This window comes from Variovorax sp. Soil_C_17 (assembly GCF_057657265.1).
This window is the reverse complement of record NZ_JBDGIT010000001.1, coordinates 1011355-1032903: the sequence shown is the minus strand read 5'-3', so window position 1 is coordinate 1032903 and position 21549 is coordinate 1011355. Positions and strand designations below refer to the sequence as shown.

The following is a 21549-nucleotide window of genomic DNA, read 5'->3' as shown; positions in this document are numbered from 1 at the left end:
TGATGCAAGAATGGTGGCCTCATTCTCCTCAGCTAAAAGCCAGAGAGGAGCTATCGCTTTCCGCGTGGCAATTCTGCAATCGAAATTGAGCAATTCGAGGATGCAAAAATGTGCATCCTCGGATATGCCATAGGGAATTTCGGAGCGCAAACGGCGCGCCTACCGGCTTCCAACAAACCCCAACACCTCCTCCACCATCCGCCGCACCACCGGCTGCACGCGGATGGCGGTTTCGGACAGGTACGCAAACGGCAGGCACTCCTCCATATAGCTGACCTGCGTCATTTCCAACTGCACCGCATGCACGCCACCCGCGGGATTCCCATAGGTGCGCGTGATATGCCCCCCCTTGAAGCGCCCGTTCAACACCGCCGTATAACCGCCTGCCGACGAGGCGATCCGGAGCAGCCTGTCAGCCAACGCCGGATCGCAGCTCGTCCCGCCCCCCGTCCCCAGATTCAGATCCGTCAACCGCCCTTCAAAGAAGCGCGGCAGCACCGAGCGGATCGAATGCGCATCCCACAGCGCCACGGTGCCATGCACCGCCTTCATGCGCTCCAATTCCGCCGCCAGCTTCTGGTGATACGGCCTCCAGATCGCATCCACGCGCGCGGCAATCTCAGCCTCGCCGGGCACATCGCCAGCGGCGTAGAGCGGCGTCTTGTCGAAGGTGTCGACAGGGCACAGACCCGTGGTGTCCTGGCCGGGATAGAGGTTCTGGTTGTCCGGCGGCCGGTTCAGGTCGATCACGTAGCGCGAATGCGTGGCCACGAGCACGGAAGCGCCCAGTTCGTCGGCGAAGTCGTAGAGGCGCTCCAGGTGCCAGTCGGTGTCGGGCACCTGCCTCGCCTCCTCGGTCAGCCGCGCGGCGAGCGCGGGCGGGACATGGGTGCCGACATGCGGCATGGAGATCAGCAGCGGTCGCGTGCCCTGGCGGAAGCGGAAGGGCGGCTCGGTGGTTTCGAAGAAGTTCATGACGGTGAATGCGTGAGCAGTTGGCTGCGCGCGGCGACGAAGGCCGCCGCGGCTTCGTGGTGAAGAGGATGCAATCCGCCGCCCACGCGCCGTTGACCGGCCACCCAGGCGGAGGCGATCGCGTTGGTGCGGTGACTGGCGAAGACATGGGACGACAGCATGTCGCTCGCGGTGAGGCCGGCGAGCGCGGGATGGCCGGGGTCGAGCATCACAAGGTCGGCCTGCTGCCCGACCGCCAGGCCCGAGATGGGGCGGCCTGACGCCTGCGCCCCGCCCTGCACTGCCGCAAGCGTCATGGCCGTCGCAACGCCGGGCTGCGCGGCATCGGCGCCGATGTTGCGCTGCCGGGTCGCGAGCCGCTGGCCGTATTCGAGCATCAGCAGCTCCTCGGCCGCGTTGACGCAGGCGTGGCTGTCGGAGCCCACACCCCAGCGCCCGCCGCTCGCGCGCCACGCTCCGAAGTCGAACAGTCCGTCGCCGAGGTTGGCCTCGGTGGTCGGGCACAGCCCCGCGACAGCGCCGCTCGCGGCCGCGCGGCGGTATTCACCCGCATCCATGTGCGTGGCATGGACCAGGCACCACCGCGCATCGACGGGCGCATGATCGAGCAGCCAGGCGACGGGGCGCTGGCCGCTCCAGGCCAGGCAGGCCTCGACCTCGGCGGTCTGCTCGGCGATGTGGATGTGAATGGGCGCGCTGGCATCGATCGCATCCAAGCCCGCGCGCACGTCGCGCAAGGCGTCGGGCGCGACCGCGCGCAGCGAATGCGGCGCGAGGCCGAGGCGCGCGCCCTGCGACTCGCACGCGGGGCGCAGGCGCTCGAGCAGGCGCAGCATCGATTCCGTCGAACGCACGAAGCGCCCTTGGCCCGCATTGGGCGGCTGGCCGCCAAAGCCGCTCGCCTGGTAGAGCACGGGCAGCAGGGTCAGGCCGATGCCGGCACGGTCGGCTGCGCGCAACAGCGCGAGCGCAAGCTCGGCGTCGTCCGCATAGGGCCGGCCGTCGCGGTCGTGGTGCAGGTAGTGGAACTCGCAGACCGAGGTGTAGCCGGCTTCGAGCATCTCGACATAGAGCCAGGTGGCGATGGCCTCGACCTGCGCGGGGGAGAGCTGCGCCGCGAAGCGGTACATCAGGGTGCGCCAGCTCCAGAAGCTGTCTTCGCCGCTGCCTCGGAATTCGGTGAGCCCGGCAAAGGCACGCTGGAAGGCGTGCGAGTGCAGGTTGGGCATGCCGGGGATGACGGGGCCGCTTGCGGTCGGCGTGCCTGCCGGCGGGCGCGCGTCGGGCCGCACCTGCGTGAGTTGGCCGGCGTCGTTCCAAGTCAGCAGGACGTTCTTCGACCAGCCTGCCGGCAGCAGCGCATGCTGCGCGAAGAGCGTGTTGCTGGTCACGGCCGCGTGCCCTCATCCTGCCGTCTCCCAGAGGGAGAGGGAAAAGCGACGCGGCCCTGCCGCACCACGATGCGCGCAGGCCTGTGGCCAAACCAGTACGCCAGCTCCGCCGCCTCGCGCACATCCCACAGCACGAAGTCGGCCGCCCGCCCCACGCCCAGCACGCCATGCGTGTCCGAAAGACCCAGCGCCCGCGCCGCATGCACCGTGACCCCAGCCAGCGCCTCGGGCACCGTCAGGCGGAACAACGTGCAAGCCATGTTCACCATCAGCAGCAGGCTCAGGGCCGGCGACGTGCCGGGGTTGTGGTCGGTCGACACGGCCATCGGCACGCCGGCCGCACGCAGCGCCTCGATGGGCGGCAGGTGGGTATCGCGCAGCGTGTAGTAGGCACCCGGCAGCAGCACGGCCACCGTGCCGGCCTGGCGCATGGCAGCGATGCCCTCGGGGGAGAGGTGCTCGACGTGGTCGCACGACAGCGCACCGTAGCGCGCCGCCAGCGCCGCACCGCCCATGTCGGACAGCTGCTCGGCATGCAGCTTGACCGGCAGGCCCAGCGCGCGGGCCGCCTGGAACACGCGCTCCGTCTCTTCCAGCGAGAAGGCGATGCGTTCGCAGAAGACGTCGACTGCGTCGATCAGCCCTTCGGCAGCGAGTGCGGGCATCATCTCCCGGCACACGGCGTCGATGTAGTCGCCGCTGCGGCCCGCGAACTCCGGCGGCAGCGCATGGGCGCCGAGGAAGGTGGTGCGCACCGTGACGCCATAGGCCCGGCCGAGCCGCCGCGCCACGCGCAGCTGCTTGCGCTCGTGTTCGAGCGAGAGGCCGTAGCCCGACTTGATCTCGATCGCGCACACGCCATCGGCCAGCAGCTGCTCCAGGCGCGGCGCCGCCTGGGCGAAGAGCTGGTCCTCGTCCGCCTCGCGCGTGGCGCGGACCGAGGAGACGATGCCGCCGCCGGCTTTCGCAATTTCCTCGTAGCTCGCACCGGCGAGGCGCATCGCAAACTCGTTGGCACGCTGGCCGCCGTAGACCAGGTGCGTGTGGCAGTCGATCAGGCCGGGCGTGACGAGCGCGCCTGCGCCGTCGTGGCGCGGCGCATCGGCGAAGCGCTGGGGCACGGCGCAGCCGTCGCCGATCCAGGCGATACGGCCCTGCTCCACGGCGATCGCCGCTTGCGCGCCCTCGGGCAGCGACACATCGGGTGCCGCACCGGGCGCCAGGCGCAGGCCCGTCCAGAGGCCGTCGGCGGAAGGAAGTTGATTCGGGGTTGTCATGGTTCGTGTCTCGAGGCCTCGTCGGCAGGCAGGAAGCGCACGACGGCCAGGCGTGCATCCTGGCTCGACGGCGCGGCCTGCCACGCGTGCGGCGCCTCGGCCCAATACAGGCCCTCGCCTTCGCGGCAGACCCGGCCTTCGCCATCCAGGCGCCAGTCGCCCCGCAAGGCCAGCAGCACGCCATGCGAGGCGGGCGCGATCTCGGCTGCGCCGTCGAGCACTTGCACCTCCGCGCGCCACTGCCCGCGCCGCGTCATCACATTGAAGTCGCTCGACGCACCGCCCTGCAGCGTGCAGTCGACCTCCGCAACGCCGGGAAAGGCGAAGGGCCGGTGCGGCACGTCGAGCCGATGATCGATGCGCCCATCGCGCGAGTGCAGGCGAACGCCCTCGCCCTCCAGCAGCATGATGCTGCGGTCCACGCCCGCGAAGGCCGAGAAGGGCCCGGCAGCCGCGATGGTGGCGATGCTCACGCGCCAGCCGAAGTCGGACAGGCCCGTGCCCGGCGGCCAGCAGGCAATCTCCTGCGTCGTGCCGCCGCCGTTCTTCCAGGGCGTCGCGGGCAGCGTGGCGCGCGAGAAGCGATGAAGGCCCGTCATTCCGGCTTGATGTTCTGCTTGCGGATCACATCGGCCCAGCGCACGGTCTCGGCCTGGATCTCGGTGGCGAGCTCCTGCGGCTTGCCGCCACCGGGCTCCAGCCCCTGGGCCGCGAACTTCTCCCGGATCGCGGGCTTGGCGAGCGAACGCGCGATCTCGGCGTTGAGCCGATCGATGATGGGCGCAGGCGTGCCGGCCGGCCCCATCAGCGCATACCAGGACACGGCTTCGAAGCGCGGCAGCCCCTGCTCGGCAATGGTCGGCAGCTCGGGCATGGTGGCCGAGCGCTGGATGCTCGCGACGCCGAGCGCACGCAGCTTGCCCGACTTGACGTGCGGCAGCACCGCCGACATGGCGCCGAACATCATCGTCACCTGCCCGCCCACCACGTCGTTGAGCGCGGGGCCGATGCCCTTGTACGGCACGTGAATGAGCTTCACCTCGGCACTGAGCGCCATCAGCTCGCCGGCCAGGTGCGCCTGGCTGCCCGCGCCGGGCGATGCGAAGCTGAGCGTGCCGGGCTTCTGCTTCGCGAGCGCGAGCAGCTCCTTGAGCGACTTGGCGGGCACGCCCGCGTGGACCACCAGCACGTTCTCGACGGTCGCGAGCATGGCGATGGGCGCCAGCTCGCTGGCCTTGTAGGGCAACGCGGGAAAGAGGCTGGGGTTCACCGCCACGTTGCCCACGGGCACGATGCCCACGGTGTAGCCATCGGGCATTGCCTTGGCGATCTGCTCGACGCCGATGTTGCCGGCGGCACCCACCTTGTTCTCCACCACGAAGGGTTGGCCGAGGGCATCGGAGAGCTCCTGCCCGATGACGCGCGCCAGCACATCGGCCGGCCCCCCGGGTGCGAAGGGCACGATGACGCGCACGGGCTTGGAGGGATAGGGCTGCGCATGCGCGATCAAGGGCGCGGCGAGCAAAGGCAGCAGAAGGGCAAGACGACGCTGGATCATCAGAGTTCCTCGAAGGTGGGAAGGTCGGGACGGGCGATCTGCGCGAGGACCTCGTAGTCCGCGGGATCGGGCACGGCGAAGCCGGCGAGCAACAAGCGTTCCGCCACGGCGCGCAGCTCCGGGGCCTGCGTGCCGGCCTGCAGCGCTTCGCGCAGGCGCGCGAGCTCGTCGGGCTTCAATGCGGCCGTCGCCACGAGCGGCGGGATCGGCCGCGCCTCGGTGCTGGCGATGATGCGCACCTGCTGCGCGAAGGCCGGCTCGTTGTGTCGCAACAGGTCGTGGTAGTAGCTGTCGAGGGGGCCGACATCGATGGTGCCGGCCGCCAATGCATCGATCACGCCGCGCGCGTGGATCAGGTTGCCGACCGCCTTGCGGTAGAGGCGCAGGCCCCGCGCTTCGCGGTAAGGCGCGAGGTGGTTCGCCAAGGCCACGCCGCCCGACATCGAATCGGCCAGCGTGTAGCCCACCACGCCGCTGAAGGTGTCTTCGAGTCGCTGGTATGGCGCGTCGGCGCGCACGACGATGTCGGTGAAGTAGACCGGCAGGCCGCCGTAGCGCGCCGGCGAAGGCACCGGCGCGGCGACCAGCGTGGGCCGCGGCACGCGCTGCGAGAAGGGCAGCCCGCACATCATCGCCAGGCCCAGGTCGTCGCGCGCCCACAGGGCAGCGAGCGGTGCAGGCGGGTCGTAGTCGATCACCTCCCAGCCGAGCTCCGCGCGCGCGAGCACCCATGCGAGCAGGGTCTTCCAGTCGGCCCGCACCGAGGCGTTGGCCGAGTACATGCGCGCGTTGGCGACCGGGGCCATGGCCTCAGCGGAAGCGAAGCTGCTGCCCCAGGCCCATGCGCCTGGCCTTCTCGAGCATGGCCGAGCCGAGCGCGATGTCGGACAGCGACAGGCCGCGGTGCCAGAACAGGTTGGTCTCGTCCTCGCTCTGGCGACCGGGCTTGATGCCGGCGACGATCTGGCCGAGCTCGGCATGCAGCGTCTGCTCCGACAGCTTGCCGCTGTCGACGTGGGCGCGCAGCGCGCCCAGCGGACCGGCCTTGGCCTGGCCCCAGTCGTCCATCACCATCTTGTCCATGATGTCGGTCAGCGAAAGCTCGACCGCGCTCATGGTGCCGTAGGGAATGACGCAGGCGCCCTTCTTGATCCATTCGGTCTTGAGCATGGGCGTGGGTTTTTCCAGGCGCGAGGCCTCGACCACGATGTCGGCGCCGCGCACGCAGGACTCCCAGTCCTCGGTGATGGTGATCTTCGTGCCCAGGTCGCGCTCCAGGCGGGCGGCGAATTTCTCGCGGCTCTCGGGGCGGCGCGAATGCACGCGGATCTCGTCGAAGTGAAAGATGGAATGCAGCAGGCGCACGTTCCAGTACGAAGTGCCGCGCGCGCCGATGTGGCCGAGGATCTTCGAGTTCTTGCGCGCCAGGTGCTTGGCGCCGATCGCCGTGATGGCGCCGGTGCGCATGTCGGTGATGTCGGAGGCATCGATGATGGCCACGGGCACGCCGGTCTTCGGATCGAAGAGGTTGAGCAGCGCCAGCTCCGAGGGCAGGCCCACCTCGTAGTTGCGGTAGAAGTCGCCCACGACCTTCACGCCCGCCACGCCGAGCGGCCGGATGTAGCCGCGCAGCACGTTGAAATGGCCCGGGTAGTCCTTCTCGGGCACCAGGTGCATGCGCGGCTCGATGGTGGTCTCGCCGCGGCCTTGCGCGAGCAAGCCGTCTTCGACGGCGGCGACGATCTCGGCGTCGGTCATCGCGAGCGCCTGGACGTCGAGGTGGTTCAGGTAGTGCAGATAGATTTCGGACATGCTTGCGGCCTCACTTGATCATGGGGAGTTGAAGGGCGTGCTGCTTCGCCGTCGCGACCGCCTGCTCGTAGCCCGCGTCGGCATGGCGCATCACGCCGGTGGCCGGGTCGTTCCAGAGCACGCGTGCGATGCGCTTGGCGGCGGCGTCGGTGCCGTCGCACACGATCACCACGCCCGAATGCTGCGAGTAGCCCATGCCGACGCCGCCACCGTGGTGCAGGCTGACCCAGGTCGCGCCGCCCGCGGTGTTGAGCAGCGCGTTGAGCAGCGGCCAGTCGGACACGGCATCGGTGCCGTCTTTCATGGCTTCGGTCTCGCGGTTGGGGCTGGCGACCGAGCCGGTGTCGAGGTGGTCGCGGCCGATGACGATCGGGCCCTTGAGCTCGCCCGACTTCACCATCTCGTTGAAGGCCAGGCCCGCCTTGTGGCGCTCGCCCAGGCCCAGCCAGCAGATGCGCGCCGGCAGGCCCTGGAAGGAGATGCGCTCGCGGGCCATGTCCAGCCAGCGGTGCGTATGCTTGTTGTCGGGGAAGAGCTCCTTGATCTTGGCGTCGGTCTTGTAGATGTCCTCCGGGTCGCCGGAGAGCGCGACCCAGCGGAACGGGCCCTTGCCCTCGCAGAAGAGCGGGCGGATGTAGGCGGGCACGAAGCCGGGAAAGTCGAAGGCGTTCTTCACGCCCTCGTCGAAGGCGACCTGGCGGATGTTGTTGCCGTAATCGACGGTGGGGATGCCCATGGCCTGGAAGTCCAGCATGGCCTGCACGTGCACCGCGCAGGATTTCGCGGCCTCGGCCTTCAGGCGCTCGTGCTGCGACGGGTCCTTCTGCGCGTCGACCCATTGCTCGACGCTCCAGCCCGCAGGCAGGTAGCCGTTGATCAGGTCGTGCGCCGAGGTCTGGTCGGTGACGAGGTCGGGCTTCAGGCCGCCGGCCTTGGCGCGCTTCACCAGCTCGGGCAGGATCTCGGCCGCGTTGCCCAGCAGCGCGATCGACACGGCCTCCTTCGCCGCCGTGTGCTGCCGGATGAGCGCGATCGCGTCATCGATGTCCTTGGCCTGCTTGTCCACATAGCGCGTGCGCAGCCGGAAGTCGATGCTCGACTGCTTGCATTCGATGTTGAGCGAGACCGCACCGGCGAGCGTCGCGGCCAGGGGCTGTGCGCCGCCCATGCCGCCGAGGCCGGCCGTGAGGAACCACTTGCCGGCGAGGTCGTTGTCGTAGTGCTGCCGCCCGGCCTCCACGAAGGTCTCGAAGGTGCCCTGCACGATGCCCTGGCTGCCGATGTAGATCCAGCTGCCGGCGGTCATCTGGCCGTACATGAAGAGTCCCTTTCGGTCCAGCTCGTTGAAGTGCTCCCAGGTCGCCCACTTGGGCACCAGGTTGGAGTTGGCGAGCAGCACGCGCGGAGCGTCGGGATGGGTCTTGAACACGCCGACGGGCTTGCCGGACTGGATCAGCAGGGTCTCGTCGTCCTCGAGCGTCTTCAGCGAGGCGAGGATCTGGTCGAAGCATTCCCAGTTGCGCGCCGCGCGGCCGATGCCGCCGTACACCACCAGGTCCTGCGGGCGCTCGGCCACCTCGGCGTCGAGGTTGTTCTGCAGCATGCGGAAGGGAGCCTCGGTGAGCCAGCTCTTGCAGCTGAGCTGGCTGCCGCGCGGCGCGCGGATCACGCGGCTCGGGTCGTGGCGGGGATCGGTGGCGGTCTGGGCGACGAACTTGTCTGGAGCGTTCATGGCGGCTTGTCCTTTCGTTGGGGGGCGAGGTTCAGGGTCGGCTGGGGAGGATGTCCAGCAGGGCGGCAGGCCAATCGCTGCGGCGCGCCCATTGGCGCATGGCCTCGATGTCGGGGGCGATGAAATGGTCCTGGTCGATGAAGGCGACGCGCCGGCGGATGGCGGCGAATTCGGCTTCGAGCAGGGGCGAACTTTTTAGCCCGCCGCCGGGCCGCCCCAAGGCGGGCTGCGCCCCCTCGGGGGGCAGCGAGGACACGTCAGTGCCGAGCGTGGGGGCCGTACTCCCGCGTTTCAGCTCGATGCCTTGCGCTGCACCCATCGCCTCGATGCCGACGACCACTGCGGTGTTCTCCACCATCTCGGCGAGGCGCCGTGCCGCGAAGGTGGCCATCGACACATGGTCTTCCTGGTTGGCCGAAGTGGGCAAGCTGTCCACGCTGGCCGGATGGGCGAGCGACTTGTTCTCCGAGGCGAGCGACGCGGCCGTGACCTGCGCGATCATGAAGCCGGAGTTGACGCCGCCATCGCGCACCAGGAAGGGCGGCAGGCCCGAGAGGCCGCTGTCGAGCAGCAAGGCCATGCGGCGCTCGCTGATGGCACCGATCTCGGCCACGGCCAGCGCGATGATGTCGGCTGCGAAGGCCACGGGCTCGGCGTGGAAGTTGCCGCCGGAGATGACGTCGCCGTTGTCGAAGACCAGCGGGTTGTCGGAGGCCGCGTTGGCCTCGGTGCGCAGCACGCGAGCGGCATGCGCGAGGTTGTCGAGGCAGGCGCCCATGACCTGCGGCACGCAGCGCACGGAGTACGGGTCCTGCACGCGCCCGCAGTCGGCATGCGAAGGGATGATCTCGCTGCCTTCGAGCAGCGTGCGCACCGCGGCGGCAACGGCGATCTGGCCCGGCTGGCCGCGCGCGGCGTGGATGCGGGCGTCGAAGGGCTTGATCGAACCCTGGATCGCCTCGAGCGAGAGCGCGCCCGCCATGAGGCCGGCCGCGAACACATCCTCGGCACCGAAGAGGCCCGCCAGCGCCAGCGCTGTCGAGACCTGCGTGCCGTTGAGCAGGGCCAGGCCTTCCTTGGGGCCGAGCACGAAGGGCTGGAGGCCGATGCGCGAAAGCGCCTCCGCGCCGCCGATCACCGCGCCCTCGGGCGTGGTGACCTCGCCCTCGCCGATCAGCACGCAGGCCAGGTGCGCGAGCGGCGCGAGATCGCCGGAGGCGCCGACCGAGCCTTTGGACGGGATCAGCGGCAGGAGGCCGGCGTTGTGCAGCGCAATCAGCGCATCGACGATCTCCGGCGCAATGCCGGAATGCCCGCGCGCCAGGCTCACGGCCTTGGTGGCGAGCACCAGGCGCACCACGCCGTCCGGCAGCGGCGCGCCGGTGCCGGCGCTGTGCGAGAGCACGAGGTTGCGCTGCAGCTCGGCCAGGCGCTCGTGCGGAATGATGGTCTGAGCGAGCTTGCCGAAGCCGGTGTTGATGCCGTAGACGACCTCGCCGGCATCGACGATCCGGCGCACGGTCGCCTGGGCCGCGAGCAGGCCCGCGCGCGCTGCAGGGTCGAGGGCGAGCTGCACACCGCCGGCATGCACGCGGCGCAGCGCGGCGAGCTCGACTTCGCCGGGCGTGAGCAGCAGCGGTGCGGTGGAGAGGGAGGCATTGTCCATGCGTGAATCCTGTCTATACAAGTAGGTGCGTGCGAACGGCGGTCTGGTCGGGGCGGACTTCGTTCAGCCGAAGCTCGGATTTCCGTCCGCGCGGAAGCGGCTGCCCAGGCGGTAGCGCGACGCCGGATGCAGGCAGCGCACCATCGTCACGGGGGTGCTGCGCGACCAGGTGCGGCGCGTCAGCAGCAGGCACGGATCGTTGGAGGGCATGTCCAGGCGCTCGGCCTGCTCGAGCGTGGGCAGCACGGCGTCGACCACGTGCTCGATCTGGTCGAAGGGCACGTTGCGCACCAGGTACTCGCTGGGCGACATGGCCGAGAAGTCCTGCTCGAGGAAAGCCGGCACCATGCGCGGGTTGACGTGGCGGTCTTCCAGCTGCACGGGCAGGTTGTTCTCCAGGTGCAGGCACACGGTGTGAAAGACCGACTCGCCGGGCCGCAGGTCCAGCCACACGGCCACGTCGGGCGAGGCGGCGATGCGCTCGGCCACCAGGAACTTGCAGCGGTAGTCGTGGCCGCGGGCGCGGATCTCGCTCGCGATGTTGGCGATCTGCAGCAGCGTGGATTGCGGTTTGTCTTCGGCCACGAAGCTGCCGACGCCCGCCACGCGCACGATGCGGCCCTGTTCCACGAGCTCGCGCAGCGCGCGATTGACCGTCATGCGCGCGACGCCGAACTGCGCGACCAGCTCGCTCTCGGAAGGCAGGCGATGGCCGGCGGGCCAGGAGCCGTCCTGGATCTTGTGGGTGATGAAGGACTTGACCTGCTCATAGAGCGCCAGCGCAGGCTGCGCCGGTGCCGCCGTCCGGTGCGCGGGCTTGCTGCTGCGGTGCTTGGCGCCGGTGCTCATGGTCTTCATTCGTCAGTGTTCGGCCGCGGCCATGGACTCGGCGCGGATCTCCTCGGTGAGGCGCGCCTTGATGTCCATGAACTCCGGCGAGGTCTTGATGGTGTAGTGCCGCGGATGCGGGAAGTCGACCGCGATCTCGCTCTTGATGCGGCCGGGCCGCGCACTGAACACCGCCACGCGGTTGGCCATGAAGATGGCTTCGTCGATGTCGTGCGTGACGAAGAGCACGGTCTTCTGCGCCGATTCCCAGATGCCCAGCAGCAGTTCCTGCATCAGCACGCGGGTCTGGTTGTCGAGGGCGCCGAAGGGCTCGTCGAGCAGCAGGATCTTGGGGTCGTTGGCGAGCGCCCGCGCGATCGCCGTGCGCTGCTGCATGCCGCCCGAGAGCTGCTTGGGGTAGTGGTTCTCGAAGCCGCGCAGGCCGACCTTGGCGATGAAGTAGTCGCTGCGCTCCTTCTGCTGGGCTTCGCCCATGCCGCGCTCGCGCAGGCCGAAGCGGATGTTCTGCGCGATGGTGAGCCAGGGAAAGAGCGTGTAGCTCTGGAACACCATGCCGCGGTCGGCGCCCGGCCCTTCGATGGGTTGGCCGTCGAGCAGCACGCGGCCTTCGCTCGGGTCGTCCAGGCCCGCGACGATGCGCAGCAGCGTGGACTTGCCGCAGCCGGAGGGGCCGAGGATGGTGACGAAGTCGTTCTCGCGCACCTCGAAGTCGATGGGCAAGAGCGCTTGCGTGCGCTGGCCGCGATTGCCGGTGAAGGTGCGTGAGACGCTGCGGATCGAGAGCTGGCTTTGCATCACAGGGCACTCCACGCGAACAGACGGCGGTTGAGGAACTTGAAGGCGAAGTCCGAGACCAGCCCGATCACGCCGATGACGATGATCCCGAAGATGATCTGGCCGGTGTTGAGCAGCGCCTGGCTGTCGGTGATCATGTGGCCGATGCCCGACGAAGAGCCGATCAGCTCGGCCACGATGACGTAGGTCCAGGCCCAGCCCAGCACCAGGCGCAAGGTTTCGGCGATGCCTGGAGCCGCGCCGGGGATCAGCACGCGCGCGACGATGCCGCGGCTGTCGGCGCCCAGCGTGTAGGCCGCCTCCACCAGGTCGCGCCGCGCGCCGCCCACGGTGACGGCGACCATCAGCGTGATCTGGAATACCGAGCCGATGAAGATGACCAGCAGCTTTTGCGCCTCGCCGATGCCGGCCCAAAGGATCAGCAATGGGATGAAGGCCGAGGCCGGCAGATAGCGGCAGAAGGAAACGAAGGGCTCGAAGAAGGCCTCGATGGGCTTGTAGGCGCCCATCGCGATGCCCAGCGGCACGGCGACGACAGCCGCCAGCACGAAGCCGCCGACCACGCGCCACACCGTCATGCCGATGTCGTGGATGAAGTTGAATTCGGTGAAGAGGCCGTAGCCCTCCTTCACCATCGTCACCGGGCTCGCCAGGAAGGTGGGCGGCACGAAGCCGCCCAGCGTGAACGCGGCCCAGATCGCGAAGAAGACGACGAAGAAGCCCAGGCCCAGCATCCAGCGCGCGCGCGGGCTGACGGGTTCGAGCGGCGCCATGCGGCGGCGCCGGCGGGGCGCTGCGGCGGCCGGCATGGCGGCGGGTGCTGCAGGCGCAGCGGTTGGGACGGCGGTGGTCGCTTGCATGGCAGGGGCCCGGGCAGGTTCGTAGGCCTTACTTGATGAAGCTCGCGTCGAAGGTCGCCGAGAGATCCTCGGGCGCCTTGCGGATCACGCCGGCCTCCAGCAGGATCGGCACCGACTCCTTCATGAACTGGGTGAGCTCGCCCGCGAAGAACTTCTGGTTGGCCGCCTTGTCCTGCCAGCGCAGGTAGGCCGCGGACTTGGCGAACTGCTCGCCGCTCTGCTTGACGGCCGAGCCCATCAGTTCGTTGGCCTTGGTGGGGTCGCTCTTGATCATCTCCAGCGCCTCGAAGTACGAGTTGGTCAGGGCTTGCGCGGCCTTGGCGTTGGCCTTGAGCCAGGTGGGCGCGCAGCCGACGGTGTCCATCACCATCGGGTAGTCGAGCGTGGTGGCGAGGATCTTGCCGGCCTGCGGGTTGGCGCGCACGGTGGAGAGATAGGGCTCGTAGGTCATGGCCGCATCGTTCTGGCCGGCGACGAAGGCCTGGGCGGCGGGCTGGGGCTCGAGCGAAACGGTCTTCACGTCCTTCAGCGACATGCCGTTCTTGCTCAGCATCCAGGCCAGGCCGAAGAATGGCGCGGTGCCGGGAGCACTGACGCCGATGGTCTTGCCCTTGAGGTCGGCGAAGGACTTGATGTCGTTGCGCACCGCGATGCCGTCGGCGCCGTAGGACTTGTCCATCTGGAAGATCTGCACGATCGGCACGCCGTTGGCGTTCCAGGCCACGTGCGTCTCGACCGTGGTGGCCGCGCACTGGATGGCGCCCGAGGCCAGGGCGAGATGGCGGTCCTTCTGCGGGATCATCTTGATCTCCACGTCGAGCCCGTTCTTCTTGAAGATGCCGGCCTTGTCGGCCAGGGAAAGCGGTGCGAAGCCGGTCCAGCCGGACATGCCGAGGGTGAGCTTGCTTTCCTGGGCGTGGGCGGTTGCCGCCATGCCTGCGGCGCAGAGGCCTGCCGCGAGCAGCGAGGCGGTTTTGGCGAGGGTCTTGACCATCTGGGGTACTCCTGTTGCGTTCGAAAAAAGCCTGTCTCGCCATACGTGACACACGCGGCATTCAGGCATATGTTGCCCACCTGCGATGCACCTGTATATACAGGCAAACCCCAGAATGAAATGTTCCTGGGGCTTGCCGCGCTCGGCTCCGGTGCATCAGGGTTCGTCGGGCAGCCCGCGCGGACGCGGGCTTTTCACGGAAAGCAAGGCGCGTGCCGCGAGAGGGCGCCTCGCCATGCGCATGGCCGCGCAGCGGCTACGGGTGAAGGAGGTGCAGATACGGCGCCCGCGACAACTTGGTCGCCACATCCGGATCGAGCTCGGGCAAAGGCGTACCGGACGCAAGCAATCCATCCAGGGCGAGGAAGGCTTGCAGATGAGAGCGCAGCGGCGACGCCGGAAGCTTTTCCGTCTTGCGCAGGAACTCGCCGATGGAGGCCTTGAAGGCGGCCATTCCTTCTTCTTCATCGCCAAATTGCTTGACCAGCGCTTCACGAACGCGGCCGTATTCGCTGGTCGTCGGCAGCGGCTTCTTCTCGACGCCCGCGTCGCGCAGCGCGCTCTGGAAACGACCGAGGAACACCGAAGGATGCGGCAGAGCCTGGGAGCCGGTCATCCGGTACTTCATGCCCAGCGCAGGCGCGAGCTGCGATTTGATGAAGTCGAGCTGCTGGTGCACGGGCCTGGCGGAGGCGACCTTGCAGATGGCCAGCAGCCGGACCGAATCGACGCCCAGGCCCTTCAAGGTCTCGATCCACGGCTCCGCGGCCTTTTCGCCGCGGTGGCGGATCAGGTCCCGGATCTGCAGTGCGAAGATGTGCAGCCCCACGTACTCGTTCTCGCGGACGTCGAAGGTGATGGTGCGTTTGCCGGCGAAGCGGTCTTCGCCTTCCAGATACTGGCCCTCCGCAAGGCTCACCGTCAATTGGGCAGCCTTGTCGCCCGCGGGCTTGGATAGCTTGTCTTCCAGCTCGCGGCGCGTCAGCCCCTGGATGGCGGTGGCCGCAGCGCGTTGGCGCCATTTGGATGTGTGCTCTGCCCGATGCTGGCGAACGCTGCGCACCGCGAGCGCAGCGCTGCCCGCGAGCAGCGGCGCGGCCAGCACGACACCAGCCGGGGTCGCCACCGCCGCGGTCACCACGCCTCCCAGCACCACCCCGGCCAACACAGTGCCGGATATGCCGCCGCCGATGGCGGCGCCGGCCCGGGCAGCCCGGATCTTGGCAAAACCCTTTTCGCGTTTGGCCTGCCAGATCAATCGATCCTGCTGTCCATCAAGGCTGGCCATGGCGCCGGCGAGAACACCAGCCCCGGGCCGCTCATCGAGCGCTTGCTCCCCGAACTCATTCAACACCGACGCCATGACTTGCTTGCGGTTCCACGCGGTCGCAGCCTGGGCTCCTCGGCGCAGGTATTCCTGCCGGGCCTGATGCAGATCGACGGCCCCGCCCGCCACGGCCAGCGGACCCGCAACGACGCTCACCGCTGCAGCAGAAACAGGCATCGCGTAGCCCGTGACCTGGGCACCGAGCGCAACGCCACTCGACACCGGCTGGATGCCCAGACCCTTGATGGCGATATCGCGGATGACTGCATCGGCACGCTGCTGTTCCACCGTGGGGGCGATCAAGCTGGCAGCCGCCGTGTCGAAGGCCAGGTAAGCCTCCGCCTCGGCCATGGTCGCCCTGCCAAGAAACCGTCGAAACCGCAACGCATCCTCGCGGTGGTGCAGAAAGTCGGCCTTGGCTTGCGCCTTGGTGCTCGACACGCCCAGCGCGAGGTCGGCCGCCTCCATTGCGTCGCCAATGACGCTTGGCATACCCGCCACCGCCAGTGCATCGCTGGCCGGAGAGAGGGACGGCAGAAGCCCAGGCTGCTCGCTCATCGCGCCGCTGCGGACAGCGCCTGTGATCAACTTTCCGGACCCAACGGCGACTCCCAACTGCTCGACCGGCATCAGCGTTGCCGGCGCCACCAGAGACCCGCGGCCTTTCCTCCTGCCGTAGTGGCTGCCGGTCTTGCGAGGTCTATCAGCGATCTCGCGAAGCCAACCGCTCAGGTGGTTGAACGCGCGCTTGACGCGCTCGCCATTCTTCTCGTTGCGTTCCTGTGTGTGCTGTGCGCGGGCTTTCTCGACACGGACAAAGCGTTCTTCCTTGTCGATGCGGCCGTCGTCCCGCACGAACGACACCTCGGCAGTCTGGTAGTGCTTGCGATGCTGGACTGCGTGCTCGCGCTTCTTGGCCTGTTCGTAGTAATTGAGAAAGCGCTTCTTGCCGGCCACCAGGTCCGAGTTCAATCGTTTGGCATCGATGCCGAAGGTGTCGCTCTTCCTGGCATTCGTTTCCTCGTTCGCGCTTGCCGCGTTCGTCATCGCTTCGCGCGGGATGGCCTCGGTAGAGTGCATCGATGCATCATCGTGGGACCCTGCCGGAGGAGCTCCTGCCCGAGTTGGTGCCTTCCTGGCGTTCGGCACCGTGGCGCTTTTCCAAGCATGAGCAGCCACGCAATCCGCAAGCTTGATCTTGCTCCGCTCCGGCCAGTTCTCGCATCGGGCGCTTGCGGGCTTTGCGGGGTGCGGCGAAACAGGCGCAATTGCTTTCTTGTGGGTTGCTATTGCCGACATGACTTCCTTATTGCGTGGTGGCAGGCTCGCATGCAAGCCTCGTGCCCAAATCATGCCCGTGTCAGCATCACCGCATCGGCTTGCTTCATACGAGCGAATCGTTCCAATTCTTCGGCGAGATCGGTAGCCTCTTTCTCTATTGCTTGCTTGATGTTGTCGGCCTTCATCTTCGCGGCAGTGCGTTCCTTGTTGAGAAGACCGTCAAACCTGTCGCGAGGTTGTCTCACATACTCGGCGAACCCCTTGAGCAATGTGGTGAACTCTGTCTGAGGAAGTCGTTGCGTGTTCTTCAGGAAGCTTCCGATAGCACTCTCGAAGGCACGCATGCCCGCCTGCGAGTCGGGATAGAGCGCCACCAGTTCCTCCCGAATTGCTGAATACAAGCCGGTCGAATGGGGCACGAGACCCTTCTTGTCCTTCCAGAAGGCCTTATCCCATGCCACCTCGAAATGCCTGAGGAAAACCGACACATGGGGAGGCGCCTGGGTCGCCCCCGCCATCCTCAGCTTGATGCCCAACTTGAGCCCCAGCTTCGATTGGATGAAGTCCAGTTGTTCCTCCGGCTTCTTCGGTTGGGCCGCTTTGCAAATGGCCAGGAGGTAGAGGGGATCGATGCCGATGGCATGCACGAGGGCAACGATTGGCGAGTTCTCATCGTATGTACCGGCTTGGACCATGTCCCGGACCTTGAGCGCCAGTATGCGAAGACCAACGTACTCGTTGTTGCGCGCCTCGAGTTCCAGAACATGAGTTCCCGCGAAGCGATGACCCTCAGGCAAGTATTCGCCTTCCTGTTGCTCGAAACGAATGAGGGTGTCTTCTAGGGTCCCGCTCAGTTTGGCTTGCAGTTCTTCGCGCGAGGTTTCGAGAGCAACCACTTGCGCCATACGCTGGCGCCACTTCGAAGTGTGCTCGGCACGCGCCCGCAGATCGTTGCGTGCTGCCATTGCGCCGCCCCCGATCGCCGCCACCAAAGCAGCCCCTACCGCTGCTGCACCCCCTGTTACCGCAGTGAGAGCTCCAAAAGCGGCCAATGCACCAACAGCGGCCGCCGCGCCCACTGCCCCACCGACGGCACCACCGCCTTTGGCGATGCGCGTTCGGGCAAATTTCTTCTCGCGCCTTGCCTGGCGTATCAGGCGGTCTTGCTGAACGTTGAGGCAAGCGACGAGGCCTTTCGCCAATCCATAGTCGGGATGGTCCTTGGACGCAGTGTCCAATACCGCATTCATCTTCTCCTTGCAAAGCATCGCTTGCGCTTTTTGATCCACGCGTCGCAGCAACTCGTGTCTGCCTTCGTAGATCTCGACCATGCCCAAGCCCACTGTGACCGGCGCCGCAAAAGTCGTCGCCCCAGGAACGACTGCCGCAACCGTATTGGCAATCTCGATGCCGGCCACGGCAGCGTTGACCGGCGCCGAACCCGTCGTTCTTATTTGACGAAAGAGCGCCGCCGTCTTGATGGAGATGCTTTCCTGCGTCGGCGCGAGCACCTTGTCTCCGGCTTCCATGAACTTCAAAAAGCTCTCGGCATCCTGAGGAGTGGCGACATGCAGTTTCCTCGTGAATTCTTCAGCGGGTTTTGCGTAGTTGAGGTCATGCTTGGCCTTCTCTTTCTCGGAGCAAAGACTTGCGTACGCTCTGCCAGCGAATACCGCGTCGATGGCCGATGGCACCACCGCGAGACCCGCCAGTCCATCGCTCGCAGGAGCCGTGTCGGCGCTCAAGTCCGGGACTTCCGGCCAGGCAAAGACAGCGGGGAACTGGTTGGCTGCTCTGGTCCCCGCCACGGCCGCGGCAGCGTAGTCATTGATCACCTGTTTGCCGGGTGTCAGTAGCTCTTCTTTTGGTTTGTCGGTCAGGTAGTTGCCGCCTCTCTTGCGCGGGAAGCCGGTCCTCTCGCGCAGGACGCGCGCGAACTTGTTGAAGGGGATCTGCAGCTTGTTTCCCGTCCTGGCCTGCCAGGCTTGGAACCTCACGCTATGCGTGGCCTTGCGCCTTGTTACCACGGCATACTGGTTTTCGGTGAGCTTGTCACCTTTCTCGAGCTGCCATTTGATCGCTTCCTTGTAGAAGCTCTTGAACTTCGAGCGTGAATCGCCAACTGCCTCCAATTTTTCCAAAGGTATTCCGAACGCGCCATTGAGCGGCTTTCCCGGCTGCACGACTGCTTCTGGTGCTGATGACTCATGGAGGACGGCATCGAATTGGTCGTTGATCTGAATGTCCGCCTCGGACCACTCTGTGCCTTCTTCGGCCTCCTCTATGTCTGCATGCGGGTTCACCGAAGAGACCCTCACCGCACGCAATCGCGGAGAAGGTCCAAACCCCGCATTCCCTTTGACCCCTTTGAACGAATGAACTCGTGGCAACTTGTCCCCCATCGCCGGCATGGCCTGGGGATACTTTCTGTTGGTCTGGGACTGTGAAGGAGTCCGGTTGCTGAGTTGGAACACGGGCATCACGAATCTCCTTCAAACCAGCGAGCCGGAAAGAGGCAAGGGGCCGGCGTCGCATGAATCACTGTCGAGTGCCTCCTGCAATCTGAGCCTCCATTCGTCCAGCAAAGGGATCAGCTGTTCGGTGAGCACGAATGCGAGATCGACGTCCTCCTCCAGCAAGACCGGCAGAGGAATGTGGTACGCCACGACGGGGTGATGGTTCTCGGGGTGCACGCTGAAGGTCGGCAAGTACAAGCTGGTGTTGCCGAGGTTGGCTTCCAGGAGCAGCTCCAGCATCGCGTTGCGGTCGATGCCGTCCTCGATCTCTCCGAGATCCGCGAGCAGGCGAATCTCGTCGCGCTCCTCGAGGTACTCGATGGCGACCAGCGTGTCGTCCACCTGCAGCAAGCCGCGATCCAGGAACTCGCCGGCGTCGCCGAGCTCCAGCTCCTCGCAAAGATCCTGAATCAGCTCGACATAGTCTTCTCGACTCATGGGCCCGTCTCCTCACCAGATCGAACAATGGAAGTTCCACCTGATCTGTTGGTAACAATCGTGTCCTGGACACTCCGCAAGCGGCCTGACTTTTTGTGGCGGCGGCTCAAGCGACAATCAGTTTTCGGCGCCCAATGCGGTGCCGCTCAGCCCTCTCCCGAAATCACCACGCCGTCGGTGTCAAACCCGTGTCTGTCCTGCCGTCTCCATCATCCGAACGCGAGTTGTCGCAAATCCTTCGCGACGTCTTCGGCTATGCCGAGTTCCGCGGCCATCAGCAGGCCGTCGTCGAGCACGTCACCCACGGAGGCGACGCGCTGGTGCTGATGCCCACCGGCGGCGGCAAGTCGCTGTGCTATCAGATTCCCGCGATTGCGCGGCAGCGCGCGGGCCGCGGCGTGACGGTGGTGGTCTCGCCGCTGATCGCGCTGATGCACGACCAGGTGGGGGCCTTGCACGAGGCGGGCGTGGCGGCGGCCTTCCTGAATTCCACGCTCGATTGGGAACAGACGCAGGACGTCGAGCGCCGTCTGCTGCGCGGCGAGATCACCTTGCTCTACGCGGCCCCCGAACGCGTGACGACGCCGCGCTTTCTCTCGCAACTCGACGGGCTGCACGCACGCGGCAAGCTGTCGCTGTTTGCAATTGACGAGGCGCATTGCGTAAGCCAGTGGGGGCATGACTTCCGTCCGGAGTACCGTGCGCTGACGGTGCTGCACGAGCGCTATGCGAGCGTGCCGCGCATCGCGCTCACGGCGACCGCCGACGCGCTGACGCGGGCCGACATCGTGGAACGGCTGCAGCTCGAGGAGGCGCGCCAGTTCGTCTCCAGCTTCGATCGTCCGAATATCCGCTACACCATCGTCGAGAAGAAGGAACCGGCCACGCAGTTGCTGCGCTTCATCGAACGCGAGCACGAGGGCGATGCGGGCGTTGTCTACTGCCAGTCGCGCAAGCGCGTCGAGGACACGGCCCAGACCCTGCGCGACGCCGGCGTCGAGGCCCTGCCCTACCACGCCGGCCTCGATGCCGCGGTGCGGCAGAAGCACCAAGACCGCTTTCTGCGCGACGAAGGCATCGTGATGGTGGCGACCATCGCCTTCGGCATGGGCATCGACAAGCCGGACGTGCGCTTCGTCGCCCACCTCGACATGCCGAAGAACATCGAGGGCTACTACCAGGAGACGGGCCGTGCCGGCCGGGACGGCGCACCGGCGGATGCCTGGATGGCCTACGGGCTGCAGGACGTGGTCAACCAGCGCCGCATGATCGACGAGAGTCCCGCCGGCGAGGATTTCAAGCAGGTGATGCGCGGCAAGCTCGACGCCCTGCTCTCGCTGGCCGAGGCGAGCGACTGCCGGCGGGTGCGGCTGCTGCACTACTTCGGCGAGCACAGCACGCCCTGCGGGAACTGCGACAACTGCCTGAACCCGCCACAGGTCTGGGACGGCACGGATGCGGCGCGCAAGCTGCTCAGCACCGTCTATCGCGTGCAGCAGCAAAGCGGCATCAGCTTCGGCGCCGGGCACATCATGGACATCCTGCGCGGCAAGACGACGGAGAAGGTGACGCAGTTCGGCCATGCGAGGCTCAGCACCTTCGGCCTCGGCAACGAGTTCAGCGAAGCGCAACTGCGCGGGGTGATGCGCCAGTTGATCGCGACCGGCGCGCTGGCGGTCGACGCGCAGGCCTACAACACGCTGCAGCTGACCGAGGGCTCCCGGGCGGTGCTCAAAGGCGAGGTAGCGGTGCTGCTGCGCGAATCGGTGTCTTCGCCGGGCGAGCGCAAGAAATCACGACGGGAGAAGCCGGCGCGCGGCACGCCGTCGCCGGCTGCGGCCACGCTGGACGCGACGGGCCAGGCGCGCTTCGCCGCGCTGAAGGCCTGGCGTGCCGAGGTGGCGCGCGAGCACAACCTGCCGGCCTACGTGATCTTCCACGACGCCACGCTGGCCGCGATCGCCGAGCGGGCACCGGCCACGCTCGAGGACCTGCAGGGCCTGAGCGGGATCGGCAGCAAGAAGCTCGAAGCCTACGGGACGGACGTACTCAGGGTCTGCGCCGCGTTCTCGTGAACC

General features: G+C 67.1%; 17 protein-coding genes. 1 reads left to right on the top strand and 16 read right to left on the bottom strand.

Features of this window, described 5'->3' with window-relative positions; all coding sequences use genetic code 11:
• Positions 1-159: 159 nt before the first annotated feature.
• The 16 genes from hutG to AC3A6Y_RS04845 all read right to left on the bottom strand — a co-directional run bounded on the left by hutG (position 160) and on the right by AC3A6Y_RS04845 (position 19471).
• Complete coding sequence (gene hutG / locus AC3A6Y_RS04920; RefSeq protein ID WP_487867103.1) at positions 160-975, bottom strand: N-formylglutamate deformylase; 816 nt, start codon at positions 973-975, stop codon at positions 160-162.
• The gene (locus AC3A6Y_RS04915; RefSeq protein ID WP_487867102.1) at positions 972-2366 is read right to left on the bottom strand and encodes a formimidoylglutamate deiminase; all 1395 of its coding nucleotides are present in this window, start codon (positions 2364-2366) and stop codon (positions 972-974) included. The genes hutG and AC3A6Y_RS04915 overlap by 4 nt, the downstream gene beginning before the upstream one ends.
• Positions 2363-3643: an imidazolonepropionase gene (gene hutI / locus AC3A6Y_RS04910; protein ID WP_487867101.1), complete on the bottom strand. Its 1281-nt coding sequence runs from the start codon at positions 3641-3643 to the stop codon at positions 2363-2365. Before hutI ends, AC3A6Y_RS04915 begins: the two co-directional genes overlap by 4 nt.
• Positions 3640-4242 (bottom strand): HutD/Ves family protein, encoded by a 603-nt coding sequence (locus AC3A6Y_RS04905; protein WP_487867100.1) that lies wholly within the window; start codon positions 4240-4242, stop codon positions 3640-3642. The genes hutI and AC3A6Y_RS04905 overlap by 4 nt, the downstream gene beginning before the upstream one ends.
• A complete protein-coding gene (locus AC3A6Y_RS04900; protein ID WP_487867099.1) occupies positions 4239-5201 on the bottom strand; it encodes a tripartite tricarboxylate transporter substrate binding protein in 963 nt (320 codons plus the stop codon). The genes AC3A6Y_RS04905 and AC3A6Y_RS04900 overlap by 4 nt, the downstream gene beginning before the upstream one ends.
• On the bottom strand, positions 5201-6007 hold the full coding sequence (locus tag AC3A6Y_RS04895) for a phosphate/phosphite/phosphonate ABC transporter substrate-binding protein (protein ID WP_487867098.1): 807 nt from the start codon (positions 6005-6007) through the stop codon (positions 5201-5203). The genes AC3A6Y_RS04900 and AC3A6Y_RS04895 overlap by 1 nt, the downstream gene beginning before the upstream one ends.
• A gap of 4 nt (positions 6008-6011) precedes the next feature.
• Entirely contained in the window at positions 6012-7013 is a 1002-nt protein-coding gene (locus AC3A6Y_RS04890) for an ornithine cyclodeaminase family protein (RefSeq protein WP_487867097.1), read from the bottom strand.
• Positions 7014-7023: 10 nt separating this feature from the next.
• Complete coding sequence (gene hutU / locus AC3A6Y_RS04885) at positions 7024-8745, bottom strand: urocanate hydratase (RefSeq protein ID WP_487867096.1); 1722 nt, start codon at positions 8743-8745, stop codon at positions 7024-7026.
• Between the two features lie 31 nt (positions 8746-8776).
• Positions 8777-10411 (bottom strand): histidine ammonia-lyase, encoded by a 1635-nt coding sequence (gene hutH / locus AC3A6Y_RS04880; protein WP_487867095.1) that lies wholly within the window; start codon positions 10409-10411, stop codon positions 8777-8779.
• A gap of 63 nt (positions 10412-10474) precedes the next feature.
• Entirely contained in the window at positions 10475-11260 is a 786-nt protein-coding gene (hutC, locus tag AC3A6Y_RS04875) for a histidine utilization transcriptional repressor HutC (RefSeq protein ID WP_487867795.1), read from the bottom strand.
• Between the two features lie 12 nt (positions 11261-11272).
• A complete protein-coding gene (locus tag AC3A6Y_RS04870; protein WP_487867094.1) occupies positions 11273-12055 on the bottom strand; it encodes an ABC transporter ATP-binding protein in 783 nt (260 codons plus the stop codon).
• The gene (locus AC3A6Y_RS04865; protein ID WP_487867794.1) at positions 12055-12864 is read right to left on the bottom strand and encodes an ABC transporter permease; all 810 of its coding nucleotides are present in this window, start codon (positions 12862-12864) and stop codon (positions 12055-12057) included. The genes AC3A6Y_RS04870 and AC3A6Y_RS04865 overlap by 1 nt, the downstream gene beginning before the upstream one ends.
• A gap of 79 nt (positions 12865-12943) precedes the next feature.
• On the bottom strand, positions 12944-13909 hold the full coding sequence (locus AC3A6Y_RS04860) for an ABC transporter substrate-binding protein (protein ID WP_487867093.1): 966 nt from the start codon (positions 13907-13909) through the stop codon (positions 12944-12946).
• Positions 13910-14165: 256 nt separating this feature from the next.
• Positions 14166-16316 (bottom strand): hypothetical protein, encoded by a 2151-nt coding sequence (locus AC3A6Y_RS04855; RefSeq protein ID WP_487867092.1) that lies wholly within the window; start codon positions 16314-16316, stop codon positions 14166-14168.
• 269 nt (positions 16317-16585) lie between these two features.
• Positions 16586-18997: a hypothetical protein gene (locus AC3A6Y_RS04850; RefSeq protein WP_487867091.1), complete on the bottom strand. Its 2412-nt coding sequence runs from the start codon at positions 18995-18997 to the stop codon at positions 16586-16588.
• A 12-nt stretch (positions 18998-19009) separates the two neighbouring features.
• A complete protein-coding gene (locus AC3A6Y_RS04845) occupies positions 19010-19471 on the bottom strand; it encodes a CesT family type III secretion system chaperone (RefSeq protein ID WP_487867090.1) in 462 nt (153 codons plus the stop codon).
• 224 nt (positions 19472-19695) lie between these two features.
• Between AC3A6Y_RS04845 and recQ the strand changes: the two genes are divergently transcribed.
• A complete protein-coding gene (gene recQ / locus AC3A6Y_RS04840; protein ID WP_487867089.1) occupies positions 19696-21546 on the top strand; it encodes a DNA helicase RecQ in 1851 nt (616 codons plus the stop codon).
• Positions 21547-21549: the final 3 nt, after the last annotated feature.

Excerpts from the sequence above, each read along its gene's own strand:
- hutG (WP_487867103.1), bottom strand. The coding sequence starts at position 975 with ATGAACTTCTTCGAAACCACCGAGCCGCCCTTCCGCTTCCGCCAGGGC.
- hutI (WP_487867101.1), bottom strand. The coding sequence starts at position 3,643 with ATGACAACCCCGAATCAACTTCCTTCCGCCGACGGCCTCTGGACGGGC.
- AC3A6Y_RS04905 (WP_487867100.1), bottom strand. The coding sequence starts at position 4,242 with ATGACGGGCCTTCATCGCTTCTCGCGCGCCACGCTGCCCGCGACGCCC.
- AC3A6Y_RS04900 (WP_487867099.1), bottom strand. The coding sequence starts at position 5,201 with ATGATCCAGCGTCGTCTTGCCCTTCTGCTGCCTTTGCTCGCCGCGCCC.
- AC3A6Y_RS04895 (WP_487867098.1), bottom strand. The coding sequence starts at position 6,007 with ATGGCCCCGGTCGCCAACGCGCGCATGTACTCGGCCAACGCCTCGGTG.
- AC3A6Y_RS04890 (WP_487867097.1), bottom strand. The coding sequence starts at position 7,013 with ATGTCCGAAATCTATCTGCACTACCTGAACCACCTCGACGTCCAGGCG.
- hutU (WP_487867096.1), bottom strand. The coding sequence starts at position 8,745 with ATGAACGCTCCAGACAAGTTCGTCGCCCAGACCGCCACCGATCCCCGC.
- hutH (WP_487867095.1), bottom strand. The coding sequence starts at position 10,411 with ATGGACAATGCCTCCCTCTCCACCGCACCGCTGCTGCTCACGCCCGGC.
- hutC (WP_487867795.1), bottom strand. The coding sequence starts at position 11,260 with ATGAGCACCGGCGCCAAGCACCGCAGCAGCAAGCCCGCGCACCGGACG.
- AC3A6Y_RS04870 (WP_487867094.1), bottom strand. The coding sequence starts at position 12,055 with ATGCAAAGCCAGCTCTCGATCCGCAGCGTCTCACGCACCTTCACCGGC.
- AC3A6Y_RS04865 (WP_487867794.1), bottom strand. The coding sequence starts at position 12,864 with ATGCCGGCCGCCGCAGCGCCCCGCCGGCGCCGCCGCATGGCGCCGCTC.
- AC3A6Y_RS04860 (WP_487867093.1), bottom strand. The coding sequence starts at position 13,909 with ATGGTCAAGACCCTCGCCAAAACCGCCTCGCTGCTCGCGGCAGGCCTC.
- AC3A6Y_RS04855 (WP_487867092.1), bottom strand. The coding sequence starts at position 16,316 with ATGCACTCTACCGAGGCCATCCCGCGCGAAGCGATGACGAACGCGGCA.
- AC3A6Y_RS04850 (WP_487867091.1), bottom strand. The coding sequence starts at position 18,997 with ATGCCCGTGTTCCAACTCAGCAACCGGACTCCTTCACAGTCCCAGACC.
- AC3A6Y_RS04845 (WP_487867090.1), bottom strand. The coding sequence starts at position 19,471 with ATGAGTCGAGAAGACTATGTCGAGCTGATTCAGGATCTTTGCGAGGAG.